This is a genomic window from Burkholderia sp. MSMB617WGS (assembly GCF_001532025.2).
Taxonomy (GTDB): domain Bacteria; phylum Pseudomonadota; class Gammaproteobacteria; order Burkholderiales; family Burkholderiaceae; genus Burkholderia; species Burkholderia savannae.
The window spans coordinates 2,343,493-2,361,506 of sequence record NZ_CP013458.1; the positions used below are offsets into that span (position 1 = coordinate 2,343,493).

Here is an 18,014-nt window from a genome sequence, read left to right on the forward strand (position 1 = left end):
GCCGCGCCGTCCGTCGACAACGAGACAGCGAGACAGCGAGACAACGAATCGTCACGGACTTCACATCAACGTGTCACATGTCGCGTGTCTGATTCGGGATACCGATTCTTGGCTGATCCTGGTTGACTTCGTTGATCTCACGGCCCGCATGCGGCGCCGGCGCGCAAGCGCCGCGTCGCCCGGGACCGGACCGGCACCGACATGAAAGCACGGCCGATGCTCGAATACGCGTTGCACCCGGTCGACGATCGACTGGTCCACGTCGACGAACTCTTTCGCGCGGACCCCGTCCCGCGCGGGTGGGCGCGCTGTCCGCTCTGTCTGGAGGCGCTGTACGTCGTGCAGTTGCGCGACCGCTCGCACGCGCGCCGATTCGTTCATCTCGCGGGCGAGTTCGCGCGCTGCCCGCTCGTGAACGACGCGCTGCCGAACCCGCTCGCCGTCCACGTCGGCCCGCCGCTCGACGAGCGTGGCCACCGGCAGCGCGCGACCTTTTTCCAGCACTGGCAGCGGCATCTGCACACGATCCGGCAGACGGCGTCCGCGTTCGGGATCGCGCGTTTCATACGCGTGATCGAGCTCGCGGACGTGCTGAAGCTGTGGGCATGGCCGACGCTCGCGCAACACGACATCCCGTACATCCTGCTCGTGCTGACGGAATTCATCGCCGCGCCGCGCGGCGAAAAAAAGCAGGCCGCGTGGTCGCGCTTCTGGTTCGACGCGTCGGTGCAGCAAATAGACGATCTGCACAAGCCGCGCGGCGTGCTGCCGCGCCTCTTCCGGCTGCGCTACCGATTGCCTAGGATGTCGAAATTTCCGAGCGCGCGGCATCTGATCGACTGCCAGCCGGTGCAGATGAACGACGACGCCCCGGCCGACGCGCCCATCGGCATGCCGCGCGCCGACGTCGCCGCATTCGAGGCTTTCGCCGCGCGCTTCGCGAGCCGGCCGGTCGAATGAAGATGAGAAAGACGATCGCGCGCGCCGTGAACGGGCGACGCGCGCGGCCGCGTCACGTGTAGAGCGACGCGTCGGGCAGCGCGCCCGTCAGCGCATGGCGGCCGACGTCGCGCAGCCGGTAGTCCAGCGGATCGTGCAGCGTGTGCGTGCGCGCGTTGCGCCAGAAGCGGTCGAGCGCGAGCGGCGCGGCCGTCGCGCGCGCGCCGCACGCATCGAACAGCGCCTCGCTGACGTCGAGCGCCGCGCGCTGCGCGACGATCTTCGCCTCCGAAATCGCGAGCGCGACTTCCGCGCGCGCATCGGCGGTGAGCGCCTCCTTCCTCTCCCACGCGCCCTGCAGCGCGCGCGCCGCGCGATCCGCAAGCGCCTCGGCGCTCACCGTCTGCACGCGCATGTCGCCGAAGCGCTGCAGCGTGTACGGATCGTCCGCCGCGCGTTCGACGCCCGAATGCACCCACGGCCGCCCCGCCCGCTGCACGTAGTCGCGCGCCTCGGCGAGCGCGCCTTCCGCGATACCGACGAACAGGTTCGTCAGCACGAGTTGCGACACGAGCGTGCGCAGCGTCGCGCGCGGCGTCGGCGGCGTTTCCGAGCGATGCAGCACCTCGTCGGGTTCGACGCGCACGCCGTCGAACGACACGCTGCCGCTATCGGTCTGCCGCTGGCCGATCGGGTCCCAGTCGTCGCGCACGGCAATGCCGGCGCGCTCGGTCGGCACGACCGCGAACACCGGCTTGCCCGTGTCCGGATCGTGCGCGGAGACCGTCATCCGCTGCGAGCCGCGCGTGCCCGAGCAGAAGCCCTTGACGCCTTCGAGCCGATAGCCGCCGTCGCCCGTCGCATGCGCGACGAGCCGCGCATCGAGCGGGTTCACTGCATTGCCCCACCACCAATTGTGCTCGACCGTGCCGCGCAGATAACGCTCGCGCTGCTCGGCGCTGCCCCACACGTCGACGCTGACGATCTGCAGGCACTGAAAGCCGAGCAGATGCGCGAGCGCGCTGTCGACGCGCGCGAGCGCGCGGATCGTGTGATAGATCACCGGCCAGCCGGCTTCCTGGCCGCCGAACTCACGCGGCACCGCAAGCGTCAGCAGGCCGGCGTCGGCGATCCACCGCTTCTCGTGCGCGGCGTGGCCGCCCGCTCGGTCGCGCTCCGGCGCGCTCGCGCGCAGCGCCGCGATCAGCTCGGCGAGCGTGTACGGCGCCCGGTTCGCTTCGGCAATCAGTTCAACCAGGACTCGTGGATCGTTCATGCGAAAGCTTCCCAGATGGTGGGCTTGTCGGTCGATGCGGCGGCGGGCCGCGATGACACGCGCCCGCGCACGCCGCGCCGCCGGTTATCGTCGATCGCCCGATTAGCGGTGTGGTGTGCGTCGAATACTAGCGCTGCGCAACTGTAATCAATGTACAGATATGTGTCTGAACATGATCGCGTCACATGGCCCGGCCGACGCGAATCGAAACGCGCGGCAGGCGGCCGGACGTCACATCGGCGTCGATCGGCGGCGCGCGCGCCGGCCGATTGACAAGGATTGCTTACATTACTTACGAGAACGCGGCCATCCGGATGCGCGCGAATCGACACGCCAGGCTGGTGCGCCCGGCTTGCGCGCGTCGCACACCGTGCCGCGTTCGGCCGGTTCCGGCCGGGTCGGAACGCGCGGTGTCGACAGCCGAAGGCGATCGTGACGGCCGTCGGCGCGCGATCGTCACGATGCGGCAGCGGCGTGCGGGTTGGCGTCGGCGCCGCATGTGGGAAGCCGCCATCGTCACGCACGAGCATGTCAGTTCGATGTGCGAGCGTTTCCGCAGTCAATGTCGCGGCGCTCGCGATTCGCTGCGCGTCCGCCGCGCTCGTCGTCCGCCCTCCTTCGCCGCGCACCGGGAACGGCGCGAGCGCGCCACATCGACGCGGCCGCTCGAAGGTGAGACTCTTCGGGAGCCGACGTGAAGCCCGCCGCCGCGCATGCGCGGCCTTCCGCACGCGCTCGCGCAATGCGCGCCGCCGATTCCCGCACGCCACCGCGTGCCTTCGTTCGCGCGATCCGCTCGACATCAGACGAGCCCTCTGTTGCGCCGCCACGCTCACACGCGCTTCGCGAGCCGCCGCACGATGCGATCGCCGGTGAATTGCACGACGGTGACGAGCGCGATCAGGATCACGATCACCGTCGCCATCACGGCCGTGTCGAAGCGCTGATAGCCGTAGCGGATCGCAAGATCGCCGAGCCCGCCCGCGCCGACCGCGCCCGCCATCGCGGTCGAGCCGATCAGCGCGACGATCGTGATCGTGAAGCCGCCGACGATTCCCGGCAGCGCCTCCGGCAGCAGCACGTGCCAGACGATGTGGCGCCGCTCGGCGCCCATCGCCTGCGCGGCTTCGACAAGCCCCTTGTCGACCTCGCGCAGGCTCACTTCGGCGATGCGCGCGAAGAACGGAATCGCCGCGATCGACAGCGGCACGATCGCGGCCCACACGCCGATCGTCGTGCCGATCACCAAGCGCGTGAACGGCAGCAGCGCGACGAGCAGAATGATGAACGGCGTCGAGCGAAACGCGTTGACGGCCGCGCCGAGCGCCGCGTTCAGGCCGCGCCGCTCGTAGATGCCGCCTCGCGCGGACGTGACGAGCACGAGCGCGAGCGGCACGCCGGCAAGCGCCGCGACGAACGCCGATGCGCCGACCATCCACAGCGTGTCGCGGATCGCATCCGCGAGCTCGGGAAACCACAGTTCAGACATAGCCCAGCACCTCCACGCGATTCGCATGCCGGCGCGCGGCGGCGAGCGCGGCCGCGATCCTTTCCGGACCGGCCGCGCCGCGCGCGGCAAGCGACGCGGCGATCACGAGCCGCCCTTGCGCGCGCCCCTGAATCCGATCGAGCCCGCCATGCACGAAACGCACCGTGTCGCCCACGTTGCGCGCAAGCGCGCTCGCGAGCGCGCCGAGATCCGGCTCGCCGCTGTCCGCGCCCGTGTAGCGAACGTCGAGCAGCAGTTGCGCGCCGCACGGCAGCGGCGCGCGGCCGTCGAGCGGCCGCACGCGCGTCGCGAGATCGGCCGGCAGATCGTGGACGAGCGTGCGCAGCAGCGCGCGCGTCGCGCCGTGCTGCGGATCGCCGAATACGCGCCACACGGGCCCCGTCTCGACCACCTCGCCATGCTCGACGACGGCCACGGTGTCGCACACCGCGCGAATCACTTCCATCTCGTGCGTGATCAGCACGATCGTGAGCCCGAGCCGCCGATTGACATCGGCGAGCAGCGCGAGAATCGACTGCGACGTTTGCGGATCGAGCGCCGAGGTCGCTTCGTCGCACAGCAGCAGATCAGGATCGTGGACGAGCGCGCGCGCGATGCCCACACGCTGCTTCTGGCCGCCCGACAGGCTCGCCGGATACGCATCGCGTTTCGCGGCGAGCCCGACGAGATCGAGCAGCGCATCGACTTTACGCGCACGCTCGGCCTTCCGCACGCCGGCGATCTTCAGCGGCAGTCCTATGTTTTCGGCGACGGTCTTCGCCGATAGCAGGTTGAAATGCTGGAACACCATGCCGATCCGGCGTCGCAGCGCGACGAGCCCGCGCTCGTCGAGCGCGCCGACGTCGACGCCGTTCACGCGCACCGCGCCCGAGGTCGGCCGTTCGAGCCCGTTGATCAGCCGCAGAAGCGTCGATTTGCCCGCGCCGCTGCGCCCGATCACGCCGAACACGCCGCCGCGCGCGACGTCGAGCGTCACTTCGCGCAACGCCGCCGACGGGCCTCGCGGACCGTCGAACACCTTGCTCGTGAGCTCGAACGACACCGCCGCGCCGGCTGCGGATGCGGCAGCCGCGGCCACGGTCGGATCATGCGAAGCCGCCGCGGCCCCGCGCCGCGCGGCGGCCGAGCTTTCGATGAAACCCAGGGAGTCGAGCAGTTGCACCATCGGATCGCCTCGTCGCGTCGTCATGCTTTCTCGGTTTCGCGCGCGCGGCCGAACCGGTGTTGCGCGCCCGCATGCCAGCCGGGCAGCCGAGCGCTTCCGCCGAACAGCTTCGCGCGCAGCGTCGGCTCCGAATCGTAGTCCTCCTTATAAAGGCCGCGATTCTGCAGCTCGGGCACGACCCGGTCGACGAAATCCTCGAACGACTCGGGCATCACCGTGCGCGTGACGTTGAAACCGTCGACACCCGTTTCGTCGACCCACGCCGCGAGCTCGTCCGCGACCTGCGACGGCGAGCCGACGACCGGGTGATAGCGCCCGCCGATCGACATCTGATCGAGGATGCGTCGTACGGTCCACGCGCCGGTCGTGCTCTTCTTCGAGATCGCGTCGACCGCCGACTGGATCGAATCGGTCTTCACGTGCGCGATCGGCTCGTCGAGGCCGAAGCGCGAGAAATCGATGCCGGTCGAGCTCGCGAAATGCGCGAGCCCCGCTTCCGGATTCGCGTGGCGCCGATATTCGTCGAACTTCTCGCGCGCGGCCCGCTCGTTCTCGTCCGTCACGACCGTGATGCCCGCGAAGATCTTGATCGACTCCGGATCGCGCCCGATCCGCGCGGCGGCCGCGCGAATGTCCGCCACCGCCGAGCGCGCGGCCGCCTTGCTCTGGCCGTTCACGAACACGCATTCGGCGTGCTTGGCGGCGAACTCGACGCCGCGCGCCGACGATCCCGCTTGATACAGCACCGGCGTACGCTGCGGCGACGGCTCGCTCAGATGAATCGCGTCGACCGAGTAATACGGCCCGTCGTGGCGCACGCGACGCACCTTGTCCGGGCGCGCGAACACGCGGGCATCGCGATCGCGAATCACCGCGTCGTCGTCCCAGCTGCGCTCCCACAGCTGATAGACGACGTCCATGTAATCGTCGGCGCGCGCATAGCGGTCGTCGTGCTCGATCTGCTTCGCGAGCCCCATTCCGCGCGCGGCGCTGTCGAGGTAGCCCGTGACGATGTTCCAGCCGATGCGGCCCTTCGTCAGATGATCGAGCGTCGACATCCGCCGCGCGAACAGATAAGGCGGCTCGTACGTGAGGTTCGCGGTCACGCCGAAGCCGAGATGCTTCGTCACCTGCGCCATCGCCGGCACGAGCAGCAGCGGATCGTTGACGGGCACCTGCACCGATTCGCGCAGCGCGACATCGGCGCTGCCGCCGTACACGTCGTAGACGCCGACGATATCGGCCAGAAAGATCCCGTCGAACTTGCCGCGCTCGAGCGTGCGCGCGAGATCGGCCCAGTAGTCGAGATCGATGTAATGCGCGGAGCGGTCGCGCGGATGCGTCCACAGGCCGTGATTGATATGGCCGACGCAATTCATGTTGAACGCGTTCAGCAGGATCTTCTTCTTCGCCATCGCATGGGCTCCGGCGTCACCAAGCGACCGCGTACAGCGAGCCGAACGCGTTGTCGAGCGCCTTCCTGACCGCCGGCGAATGCTGGTAGATCGCAATGAACTTGCGGATGCGCGGATCGCCGACGCTCTCCGGCCGCACGACCCATTGCAGCGCGAACAGCTTGTTCTCGAGCCCGTCGAACAGCAGCGCGCTGTTCGGATCGGCCGTGCCCGCGAGCTTGATGAAGCTCGGATAACCTTGTGCGAGATCGACGTCGTCGAGCGATCGCGCGAGCTGCGACGCCTCGAGCTGCACGATCTTCAGATGCTTCGGATTCGCGACGATGTCGCGCGTCGTCGCACGGTAATCGGTGCCCGGCTTCAACTTGATCAACCCCGCGCGCTGCAGCAGCAACAGGCCGCGCCCGCCGTTGACGGGATCGTTCGCGATCGCGACCGTCGCGCCGTCCTTCAGTTGGTCGAAGCTTTTGATCTTTTTCGAATAGAGGCCGATCTTCATGATCGTGCCCGGCGCGATCGTGACGAAATCGTAGCCGCCCTGCTTCTTCGCGTTCTCGAGGAATGGAATGTGCTGGAAGTAGTTGACGTCGATATCCTTGTTCGCGAGCGCGGCGTTCGGCGTGTTCCAGTCGGTGAATTCGACGATCTTCACGTCGAGCCCCTGCGCCTTCGCCTCCTTCGCGGCGATCTTCAGCGCGTCGATCTGCGGGCTCGTCGCGATGCCGACCTTCAGCGGCGCGGATTCGGCATGCACGAGCGGCGCGGCGAGCGCCGCGCTCGCGAGCGCGGCGGCAACGACGCGCGAAGCGCGCCGGGCAATGCGCGCAAGAACGAGGCGAGACTGCATAGGAGATTCTCTCTTCAGAATGCTGGACCGGGCGAAGTCGGCGGGCGTGCGAGGCCGCCCGCGCTCATGCGACGGTGCGGCTGCCTCATTTGGGAAATGAACTGCGATCGATGATAGGGCCGCGCGGCGGGACGGGTCTACGAAGCGATTTCGCAAAGTAAATCGCGACGGGCGATATAGCGCGGCGTGCGCCGGGACGGGATCGCGCGTTCGCGCGATGTCGTGGCGTCGCACGCGTCGGCGGGCATGCGCGCCGCGATGCCCATTGCGTGCGCCCGATCGGCCGGGCGCACGCACGATGCGCGCCGCCGTCGCTCGGTCCGCTCGGCCCGCTCGTCCGGGAACGGCTTCATGCGTGCGCCGTCAGATCATTCCGCGCGCCGATGCGATGACGACCGCCTGCGCGCGATTGTTCGCGCCGATCTTGCGTGCCGCGTTCGACAAATGAAACACGACTGTCCGCTCCGAAATGCCGAGGATCTTCGAGATTTCCCAAGCCGTCTTGCCGCGCCCCGCCCATTGCAGCGATTCGCGCTCGCGCGCCGTCAGATCGCACGAGCCCTGCCGCCTCAGCCGGCAGTCGAGCAGCTCCTGCATCGCCGCATGCACGAAGCTCGCGAGCAGTTGAGACAGGCTCAGCAGCCGCAGTACGTCGATCGTGTCGCGCTCGAACGGATCGTCGGTCGCCATGCTGAGCATGCTGATCGCACCGCTTCGATCGTGAACGGGGCAACTGAGCCCATAGACGAGGCCGTACGACTTCGCTTCGTCGCGCATCGTCTTCGCGCGGCCCGTCGTGTAAAGCTCGTCGTTCCAGATCAGCGGCACGGTCCGGCAACGGCAGTGCTGAACGACGGGATCGATCGAGAGATAGTCGGCGGCGTCGTATCGCAGGCGCCATTCGGCGGGAAATCCGTCGAGCATGCAGCGGCTCGACGACATCCCGGCGATCTGATGCCGATACGCAAAGTTCTTGAAGCCCAGTTGACGCACGTGGTACGCCGTCTGCTCAAAGAGGCTCTTCTTGCAAGTCGCGCTCAGAATTTCGTTAAACGAACAAATTGACAAGCCTTCGAACATAGAACCGCCCAGCTCAAGTAAGAATATTAGATTAGCGAAGCAATGAAGAAAGCGTGCTCGAAATGGCAAGGTGGCAAGGGCCGCGCTTTGGCGGCGGCTTCGCCGCGCGTGTCGCGCGAGCGTGTCTCCCGAAGCGTGCGCGGCCGTTGCGCGGACGCGCGGCGCGCAACCGCGCCGCCCGATGGATCGGGCGGGGCACGGCGATTCGTTCCCGGCGCCGGATAACCGATCGATCATGCATCGTTCGAATTCCTATGTTTTCCGACAGCGTTCGCCCCAGGACAGGCTGCTCCACACGCTGCCGCTCGACGACGCGCGCCCCCGCCCGCCGCGGCCCGGCTGCGGCATGCGCCCTCGTACGCATGGTGATCGAGCGCCGCGAGCTGAAGATCGATTTTCAGCAGGCTCGATGCACGCAAGGCAAACGTCGATCGACTATCGAACAAGAAATCCCCGGAATGCCGCCGGCGAACGCGACGATCGCATGCCGCGCCTGCGACAAAGACGTCCGGGGCGAGCGATAAGAGCGTCGACGACAAGCGCGCTGCGCGCCCCCTCGACGATGGCCCTTCGTCACGGCGGCTCGGCAACGGCATTTCCGACCATTTCAGGAAGAACGAAGTTCAGTTTATTTTTAAACTGTCCCCAACTATTTCGTATCTCGGATGAAAATCTTGCTTCATGCGTCCATTCATTGACGATGAAAAAATAATGGCATCGGATTTCCTGATTTATTTTTCGGTAGCTACATAATTAATTGCACGACGCTATCGAAAGTCACCGCATCGATGATATCCACAACGAACAATGCCGATGTTCCGTTTTGCGGATGTCATGACCTGGATTCGGAATCGTTGCCTCGGATTGAATATACCAACCCGGCATTTCGAAAGATAAAAATTTCCCGAGCGTGCGGGTCCAGTATGCTGGCGATCAAACGCGCCGCGACGGCGTTGAACGTGCATTTCATTCGCACTTTTATAGATGATTTTGTCGAATTTCCGATGTTTTGCTCGCCGCTTTTTCTCACACTTTAGGATCAGTCCGAGTCAGGGTTTATCACAATTCGAATTTTTCACGATACGGACATTTCCGGTGTTCGATTTACGCGAAATACACTGCAACCCGATTACATAGCGACTGTAAGAAGTTGCAGTATCGACCGTTTCGTAGCCTCTGATAATTTACCGCCGGACATTCGGAGTGGTTCTCATGAGGCAAATAGTTTCAACGAGCAACGGATCTCTCGTCAGCCGGGCCCGGATCGCCGCGTTCCCGTTCGCGGGCGGCAGCGATGCCAGTTACGCGGACATCGTGCGCGAACTCGGCGACGCGTTCGCGTTCACGACGCTCAGCCTGCCCGGCCGCGGCGCCGCCCAGCACATCCCGTTCTACGACGACTGGCCGTCTCTCGTCGACGATCTCGCGACCGAAGTCGCGCAGCTCGACGACGGGACGCCGCTCTTTCTGTTCGGTCACAGCCTGGGCGCGCTGCTCGCCTACGAAGTGGCGCGCGCGCTCGAGCAGCGCGGCGGCGTGCAGCCCGCCGGCCTGTTCCTGTCGGGCCATCCCGCCCCGTCGCGCGAACGCGCGGCTGACGCATGGCGTCAGCAGACACACGCGCTGCCCGACGCACGCTTCATCGAAGCCGTGCGGCGCTGGGGCTTCTTCCCCGACGGTACGCTCGACGATCCGGACATCGCCCGCTACGTGCTCCCGCCGCTGCGCGCGGACCTTCGGCTCGCGCAGACCTACCGGCACGCGTCCGGCGACGCGCTGCGCGCGCCTTGCGTGATCTACGGCGGCGCCGCCGATCCGAGCACGACCATCGACGATCTGCACGCGTGGCGCGCGCATGTTTCGCCGCGACACGCGTGCCCGGTCGAAACGTTCGACGGCAATCACTTCTATTTTCTCGGCGCGCCGTCGCGCGCGGCGCTGTGCGCGAGCATCGCCGGCCACGTCGAGCGGCTGCTCGCGCAGCGTCCCGCATCGATCGTCGCGGCGACGCCCGATGCGAACTCGCGCGTCGCGGCCTGCCTGCGCGCCGCCGACGATTGGGGCGACGCGCATTCGGTGCTCGCCGCGATTCGCGAGCACGTCGCGCGCACGCCCGATGCGCTCGCGCTGAAGGACGGCGAGCGCACGTGGACCTACCGCGAGCTCGCGTCGCACGCGGCCGAGCTCGCCGACGCCCTGCGCGAGGCGGGCGTCGCGCGGCAGGACGTCGTCGGCGTCTTTTTGCCGCACGGCGCCGAGTACGTGCTGACGATCGTCTCCGCGTGGTCGATCGGCGCGTCGGTGTGCCTGCTCGAAAAGAGCTGGCCCGATGCGCTCGTCGGCGAATTCGTCGCGAGCTGCCGCGTTGCGCAGATCGCGACGATTCCGGCGCTGCTCGCGCGCGCGGCCAAGCATCTGCCCGACGCGCGCTGCACGCTCGTCGGCGCGCGGCCGACGCGTGCGGATCGCGCATGGACGCCCGTCGCGCCACGCCGCGACGACATCGCGTTCGTGTCGCTGACGAGCGGCTCGACCGGCAAGCCGAAGGCCGTTCTCACCACGCACGTCGGCACAAGCTACTGCTTCCATGCGCGCGATGCGCTGTATCCGTACGCCGAAGGCGAGCGCGAGGGCCTCAACGTCTTTCTCGCGTGGGAATGCCTGCGTGCGCTGATGTTCGGCCGCCCGGCCGTCGCGATCGGCGACGACGCGATCTTCGATCCTCCAAGGCTCGTCGCGCTGCTGCGGCAGGAACGGATCACGCGGCTCGTCGTCACGCCGTCGCTGCTCGAAAGCGTGCTCGATTTCCCCGGCGTCGCCGCGCAGCTGCGCGACGCGCTCGCGCACATGTCCGCGTGGTTCCTGATGGGCGAAGTCGTGCCGCGGCGCGTCGTCGACAAGGCGCGCGCGGCGTTTCCGCCGTCGGTGCGGCTCGTCAACGCGTACAGCACGTGGGAAAGCCTCGACGTCTGCTATGCCGATCTGCTGCCGTCGCACGGCGGCGCGAACGGCCGACGCGCGCCGATCGGCCGGCCGTTGCCGGGCTGCGCGCTCGCGGTGCTCGACGAAGCGGGACGCGCGGTGCCGGCGGGTGAAACGGGTGAACTGTACGTCGCGTCGCCCGGCCTCGGCCCCGGCTATCTCGACGACGCGGCCCGCACCGCCGAGAAATTCCTGCCGTCCGTGCGCGCGCTCGCCGAGCGCGGCCACGACGCGCCCGTCTACCGCACGGGCGACAGTGCGCGGCTGCTGCCGGACGGCCAGATCGCGATCCTCGGCCGCATCGACAACACGGTGAAGATTCGCGGCTTCAAAGTGCTGCTGCATGCGATCGAGAACGTGCTCGACGCGGTCGACGGCGTCAGCAAATCGCTCGTCGTGCCGATCGACGATCCGCAGACGAAGCAGCCGTCCACGCTCGCCGCGTACGTGGTCGGCAACGACGGCGCGCCGTCCGCGACCACGCTCGCGCGGCTGCGCCAGCAGGCGCGCGCGAAGCTGCCCGAATACGCGGTGCCCGCGCACTTCATCGGCCTCGATGCGTTTGCGCTGCGCGCGGGCACGTCGCGCAAGCTCGACAAAAGCGCGCTGCCGCCGCCTGCGCCGACGGCCGCGCCGCCCGCCGCGCGCGACGCGTCGGCGAACGTCGCGGGCGACGGCCTCGAGGCGCGGCTCGCGGACGTGTGGCGCGACGTGCTCGGCGTCGCGTCGGTCGCGCGCGACGATCATTTCTTCGAGCTCGGCGGCAATTCGCTAAGCGCGGCGAAGGCGGTCGGCCTGCTCGGCGAGCGGCTCGGGCTTTCGCTCGCCGTCGTCGATCTGTATCAGCACAGCCGGCTGCAGGATCTCGCCGACTACTGCCGCCGCTCGCGCGACGATGCGGCGCGAGCGCGCGCGGACGACGCCCGCGAGCCGCGCGCCGCGCGCGTGGCGCCCGCCGCCGATGCGCCGAAGGTCGCGATCGTCGGCATGGCCGGGCGCTTCCCCGGCGCCGATTCGGTCGACGCGTTCTGGCGCAACCTGACCGAAGGCGTCGACAGCCTGTCGCGCTTCTCGCGCGAGCAACTGCTCGCGAAGGGCGTCGACGCCGCGCAGCTCGATCATCCGGACTGGGTGTCGGCCGCGCAGGTCGTCGGCGACGCGGACAAGTTCGACGCGCTCTTCTTCGGCATCGGCCCGCGCGAAGCGGCGCTGATGGACCCGCAGCACCGGCTCTTCATGGAAATCGCGTGGAGCGCGCTCGAGCAGGCCGGCTACGCGCGCGCCGACAACCGCTACCGCACGCGCACCGGCGTGTTCGCGAGCTGCGGGATCGACGGCTATCTCGTCCATCATCTGCAAGGCGGCGGGCTGCTCACGCCGCTCGATCCGGGCCGGCTGATGCTCACCGAGATCGGCAACGAGAAGGATTACATCGCGACGCGCGTGGCGTACCAGCTCGATCTCGGCGGCCCCGCGGTGTCGATCGGCGCCGCGTGCAGCAGCGCGCTCGTCGCGCTCGTGCAGGCGGTGCAGGCGATCCGCGCCGGCCAGTGCGAGATGGCGATCGCGGGCGCGTCCGCGCTGTCGTTTCCGAACTTCGGCTTCTGCTACGAGGACGGCCTCGTCGGCAGCGCCGACGGCCACGTGCGGCCGTTCGACGCGCGCGCGAGCGGCACGCTGTTCGGCGACGCGGTCGGCGCGGTCGTGCTCAAGCGCCTCGATCTCGCGCAAGCGGACGGCGATCCGATCCTCGCCGTGATCTCGGGCGTCGGGCTGTCGAACGACGGCCGGATGAAGGCGGGCTACACCGCGCCGAACGCGGACGCGCAGCGGCGCTGCATCGTCGACGCGCTCGACATGGCGGGCGTGCGCTCCGAGCAGATCTCGTATGTCGAATGCCATGCAACCGCGACGCTGATCGGCGACGCGATCGAGCTGAAAGGGCTGTCCGACGCATTCGCGCAGACGCGCGGGGCCGATGCGCCTGTGGCGGGCAGCTGCGCGATCGGCTGCGTGAAGGGCAACATCGGCCATGCGAACTGCGCGGCCGGCATCACCGGGCTCATCAAGACCGTGCTGCAGCTTCAGCATCGGCAGCGCGTGCCGACCGTGCATTTCGACACGCTCAATCCGAAGCTCGTGCCGTTCGTCGAGCACGACGCGTCGCCGTTCGTCGTGCAGCGGCGCGGCGACGACTGGACGGTCGCCGATCCGTCGGCGCAATTGCCGCGGCGCGCGGGCGTGTCGAGCTTCGGGATCGGCGGCACGAACGCGCACGTGATCGTCGAGGAAGCGCCCGCGCACGCCGCCGCCGCCACCGCTGCCGCTGACGTCACCGCCGACGGCTTGCCGCGCACGCATCACCTGATGACCGCGTCCGCGCGCACGCCGGGCGCGCTCGCGCGCCATCTGCGCGCGCTCGCCGAACGCGTCGCGACGATGGACGCCGACCAACTCGCATGCGCGGCGTACACGCTGCACGTCGCGCGCGAAGCGCATCCGCTGCGGGTCGCGCTCGCCGTGTCCGCGCAGCCGGCGCGAGCGGCCGTCGCGCTGCGCGAGCGCGCCGACGTGCTTGCCAAAGCGCTCGACGCACCCGACGCATCGGATGCATCCGATCCGTTCGGCGCGCCCGTTCGCGCGAAGCCGGGCGCGAGCGTCGCGTTCTGCTTCTCCGGCCAGGGCTCGCAGCATCCGGGCATGGCGCGCGAGCTGTATCGATCGAACGCGGAGGCCGGCCGCTTCCGTCATCACTTCGACGCCGCGTGCGCGGCGCTCGAACGCGCGCTCGGCGCGCCGATCGCCGACGCGATCCTGAACGCCGACGACGCCGGCATGCGCCGCCCGCTCGTCACGCAATGCGGGCTGTTCGCGGTCGAGCACGCGCTCGCGTCGGTGCTCGGCGAATACGGCGTGCGGCCCGTCGCGGTCGCGGGGCACAGCATCGGCCAGTATGCGGCGGCCGTCGCCGCCGAGGCGCTCACGCTCGATCAGGCGGCCGCGCTCGTCGCCGCGCGCGCGAGCGCGACCGAGGCGCTGGCCTCGTTCGCCGCCGCAGACGGCGCGCTCGCGCGCGGCGGCATGCTCGCCGTGACGGGCGACGAAGCACGCATCGAACAATGGATCGCCGGGCGCGCCGATCTCTGGATCGCGGTGCGCAATGCGCCGAACACGCTCGTGCTCGCGGGCACGGAGCCCGCGCTCGCGGATGCCGGGCGCGCGCTCGCCGCGCTCGATTGCCGATGCCGGCCGGTGCCGGTGTCGCATCCGTTCCATACGCCGCTGATGCGGCCCGTCGCCGACGCGATCGCCGCGCGGCGCATCGAAGGCGCGGCGCCGCGGATTCCGATGACGTGCAACGTGTCGGGCGGCTGGCTCGGCGCCGACGCCGCTTCGGCCGACTACTGGGCGCGCCATCTGCTCGAGCCGGTGCGCTGGTCGGACAACGTCGCCGCGCTGCTGCGCTGGCGGCCCGACGTCGTGCTCGAGATCGGCCCCGGCACAGTGCTGTGCAGCCTGCTCGGCAAGCATTTCGCGGCCGGCGCGCGCGCGGATGCCGACGAGTCGGCAGGCGCGCGCGGAGCGGCCGATGGGACGGCCAATGCGGCGGCCAATGCGACGACTAACAGGATGACTGACGGAGCGACGGACGAAGGCGCCAGCGGGATGATCGACGCGCCGCGCGTGTTGCCGTCGCTGCCCGCCGCACGCAGCGGAGCGAACGACGCCGATCACTTCGCCGGCATGCTCGGCGAACTGTGGTGCGCGGGCGTGTCGATCGACTGGCGCGCGTATCACGCGCACGAAGCGGCATCGCCCGGCCGCGCGCTCGCGCGCACGCCGCTGCCCGGCTATGCGTTCGAGCGCGACAGCTTTTGGACGCGGCCGGAAGCGTCGATTTACGTCGACGCGACGCCGAAGCCGAACGAATTCGGGACGCCGACGAGCCGCACGACCAACATCGCGAACGCGATGGGCGCGAAACGTCCGGCGAACGCCGCGAATGCGGCGTCGACAGGCGCTTGCGCCGCCGAATCGCGACCGTGCGGCGCGGCCGGCCACGACGATGCCTCCGGTTCGCGCATCGCGCAGCCGCAAGCCTCCGCGCCGCGCTGGCTCGTGCGGCTCAGGCCGCGCCGCCGGCCGCGCATGAAGCTGTACTGCTTCCCGTACGCGGGCGGCAGCAGCCGCAGCTTCGACGGCTGGGCGCGCGGCGCGCCCGCGTGGCTCGACATCGTCGCGATCGAATGGCCGGGCCGCAACGCGCGCGCCGAGGAAGCGCTCCCGCGCGACGACGCCGACGACCGCGCCGCGCGCGACGCGATCGCCGCCGCGATCGTCGCGGACGCGGGCGAGCTGCCCGTCGCGTTCTGCGGCCTGAGCTACGGCGGCGCAGCCGCAACCGAATTGCTGTGCGGGCCGCTGCGCGCATGGGCCGCGAGCGGCCGGGTGAAGGGGCTCGTCGTCGTCGGGCGCGCACCGCTCCTCGAGCAGCCGGCGATCGCCGCGCCCGCGGACAGCTTCCTGCTCGTCCCCAACGCGCTGCGCGACGATCCGCTGTGGCAGGAAGTGTTCCGCCCCGTGCTCGAAGCCGACCTCGACGCCGACACGCGCACCGCGCACCGGATCGCGCGGCGCTGGCGCGACGAAGGCCGGCATCCGCTCCTGACGGTTCCGCTGCAGATTCACGGCGGCGACGCCGATCCCGCGTTCGACTGGCGGCTCGCGGACGACTGGGCGCGGATCTCGTCCGCGCCGCTCGCGGGCCGGCACGCGTATCCGGGCGGCCACGACTTCATGATGCGATGCGAAGCCGAGATCGTGTCGCGCGCGGCCGCATGGCTGCGGCCGCGGCGCGACGCGCGGGCGATCGCGCCCGCGCCGACGTTCGCGCTGCATTGGCAGCCGCGTGCGGGTGCTTCGAGTGCTTCCGATGCTTCGGGTACTTCGGCCTCATCAAGCACGACGATCGCCTCGGACGCGTCGAGCGTCTCGAACCAGTCGGCAACCTCGGCCGCTTCGAATCCCATGCACGCGACGTCTCTGCCTGAATGCGCCGTCTACGCAGCCGGGCGCGAAGCGAACGCGCTCGAATGGCTCACGCCGCGCCTGCGCGCGAGCGGCGGCCACGCGGCGCTGCTGTGCGTCGGGTCGATCGACGATCCGCTCGGCGTCGCGCAATGCGCGGGCTTCGTCGCGCTGTGGCGGGCGCTCGCCGCCCGCGAATGCGCCGGCACGCTGACGCTCCTGCTGCCCGCCGACGCGCGCAGCGGCCCGCTCGTCGGCGCGGCGCGCGTCGCGAGCGCCGAGCATGCGGCGCTGCGCGTGCGGCTCGCGCTCGCCGACGATCATCCGGATCTCGCGCCGTGCGTGGCCGGCGATCATCCGGATCTCGCGCCGTGCGCGGCCGGCGAGCGCTGGGCCGCCGAGCTCGCGCGCGCCGCCGCCCACTTAGCGAACGAGCCGTGGCTGCTGCGCCGCGACGGCCGGATGTTCGTGCCGCGCCTGATGCCGCACGCGGCGCCCGCGCTGCCCGAAGGCGCGCTCGGCGCGGCGGGCGGCCCGTATCTCGTCACCGGCGCGACGGGCGGCGTCGGGCGCGCGCTCGTCGACTGGCTGATCGACGAGCAGCAGGTGCCGCCGCAACGCATCGTCGCGCTGTGCCGCGACGCCGCCGCCGCGCCGCGCGGCGTACGCGCCGTCGCCGCCGATCTCGGCGACGCGCGCGCGCTCGACGCCGCGCTCGCCTCGATCGGCGAGATCGAAGGCATCTTCCATCTGGCGGGCGCGCTCGACGACGGCGTCATCGCGAATCTCGACGACGCGCGGCTGCGCCGCGTGCTCGCGCCGAAGCAGAGTCTCGCCGCGCTGCTCGCGCACGCGCCGCGCTGGCGCACGCGCTGGGCGGTCGCGTTCTCGTCGACGAGCGCGCTGCTCGGCGTGCCGGGTCAGGCGAACTATGCGGCCGCGAACGCATGGCTCGATCAGCTCGCGTGCTGGCCCGCTCAGCCGGGACAGCCGCCCGTGCTGAGCATCCAGTGGGGCAGTTGGGCCGAGGTCGGAATGAGCGCGCGCAGCGACCGCGCGCTGCGCCGCGCGATTCAGGACGGCGAGCGCCCGCTCGCGCCCGACGCCGCGTTCGCCGCGCTCGGCGCGCTGCTCGCGGGCGCGCTCGGCGGCGCGACGGCCGGACGTCAGTTCGTGGTCTGCGACGTCGATTGGCCACGCTCGCCGTGGCGCGATGCGCCGCTCGTCGCCGAGATCGCGCGTGACGATGCGGCCGCTGCCGCGACCGCGCGCGACGCAACGAACGAGATGAACGCCGCGCACGCCGAGAGCGCGACAAGCGCAGCGAACACGGCGGGCACGCCGACGAGCGCGTCGTCCGCCGCGCACTCGCTCGGGCAGACGGCCGCCCCGCCCGCCGAAGTCGACTCGGGCTCCGCGCGTTCGTCGCTCCCGACACACGAGCATGCGCGCTGCGCCGCCGCCGCGTGCGCTTCGCCGCCGGCCGCCCGGGCGACGCGATCCGCAAGCACACGCGACCCCGTCCGCGCGTTCCTCGAAGACTACGTGAGCCGCTGGGACGAACGGCTCGATCTCGCGACGCTCGGCCTCGATTCGCTCGATCTCGCGCAGATGCGCAACGGCTTTTTCAAGAAATTCGGTGTGCAGATACCGCTTTCGACGCTCGCGTCGCCGACCATGAAGATCGGCGAGCTGGCCCGCCGGATGCGGAACGTCGCCGGCATCGCGGACGAGTAGATCCGCCCTTCCCGTCACCCGCGCATTCCGACGCG

General features: G+C 69.7%; 9 protein-coding genes. 3 read left to right on the forward strand and 6 right to left on the reverse strand.

Annotation, left to right across the window (positions count from 1 at the left end; genetic code table 11):
* Positions 1–216 precede the first annotated feature (216 nt).
* Entirely contained in the window at positions 217–960 is a 744-nt protein-coding gene (locus WT60_RS31265) for a hypothetical protein (RefSeq protein ID WP_060355209.1), read from the forward strand.
* A gap of 52 nt (positions 961–1,012) precedes the next feature.
* Here WT60_RS31265 and WT60_RS31270 read toward each other — a convergent pair whose 3' ends face one another.
* Positions 1,013–2,188 (reverse strand): acyl-CoA dehydrogenase family protein, encoded by a 1,176-nt coding sequence (locus WT60_RS31270; RefSeq protein ID WP_038750933.1) that lies wholly within the window; start codon positions 2,186–2,188, stop codon positions 1,013–1,015.
* A gap of 212 nt (positions 2,189–2,400) precedes the next feature.
* On the opposite strand from WT60_RS31270, the gene WT60_RS34165 reads away from it, so the two are divergent.
* The gene (locus tag WT60_RS34165; protein ID WP_145986928.1) at positions 2,401–2,913 is read left to right on the forward strand and encodes a hypothetical protein; all 513 of its coding nucleotides are present in this window, start codon (positions 2,401–2,403) and stop codon (positions 2,911–2,913) included.
* A gap of 134 nt (positions 2,914–3,047) precedes the next feature.
* Here the strand turns inward: WT60_RS34165 and WT60_RS31275 are convergent, their stop codons facing one another.
* From WT60_RS31275 to WT60_RS31305, 5 genes are all read right to left on the reverse strand, one after another.
* Complete coding sequence (locus tag WT60_RS31275) at positions 3,048–3,704, reverse strand: methionine ABC transporter permease (protein ID WP_038750903.1); 657 nt, start codon at positions 3,702–3,704, stop codon at positions 3,048–3,050.
* Entirely contained in the window at positions 3,697–4,914 is a 1,218-nt protein-coding gene (locus tag WT60_RS31280) for an ATP-binding cassette domain-containing protein (protein ID WP_060355192.1), read from the reverse strand. Before WT60_RS31280 ends, WT60_RS31275 begins: the two co-directional genes overlap by 8 nt.
* Positions 4,911–6,305 carry an LLM class flavin-dependent oxidoreductase gene (locus WT60_RS31285; RefSeq protein ID WP_060355193.1) on the reverse strand — a complete coding sequence of 465 codons (1,395 nt, stop codon included), beginning with the start codon at positions 6,303–6,305 and terminating at the stop codon, positions 4,911–4,913. The genes WT60_RS31280 and WT60_RS31285 overlap by 4 nt, the downstream gene beginning before the upstream one ends.
* 16 nt (positions 6,306–6,321) lie before the next feature.
* The gene (locus WT60_RS31290; protein ID WP_060355194.1) at positions 6,322–7,152 is read right to left on the reverse strand and encodes a MetQ/NlpA family ABC transporter substrate-binding protein; all 831 of its coding nucleotides are present in this window, start codon (positions 7,150–7,152) and stop codon (positions 6,322–6,324) included.
* A gap of 363 nt (positions 7,153–7,515) precedes the next feature.
* A complete protein-coding gene (locus tag WT60_RS31305) occupies positions 7,516–8,220 on the reverse strand; it encodes a LuxR family transcriptional regulator (RefSeq protein WP_197419400.1) in 705 nt (234 codons plus the stop codon).
* 1,224 nt (positions 8,221–9,444) lie between these two features.
* Between WT60_RS31305 and WT60_RS31315 the strand changes: the two genes are divergently transcribed.
* Positions 9,445–17,979: a type I polyketide synthase gene (locus WT60_RS31315; RefSeq protein WP_060355196.1), complete on the forward strand. Its 8,535-nt coding sequence runs from the start codon at positions 9,445–9,447 to the stop codon at positions 17,977–17,979.
* Positions 17,980–18,014 lie beyond the last annotated feature (35 nt).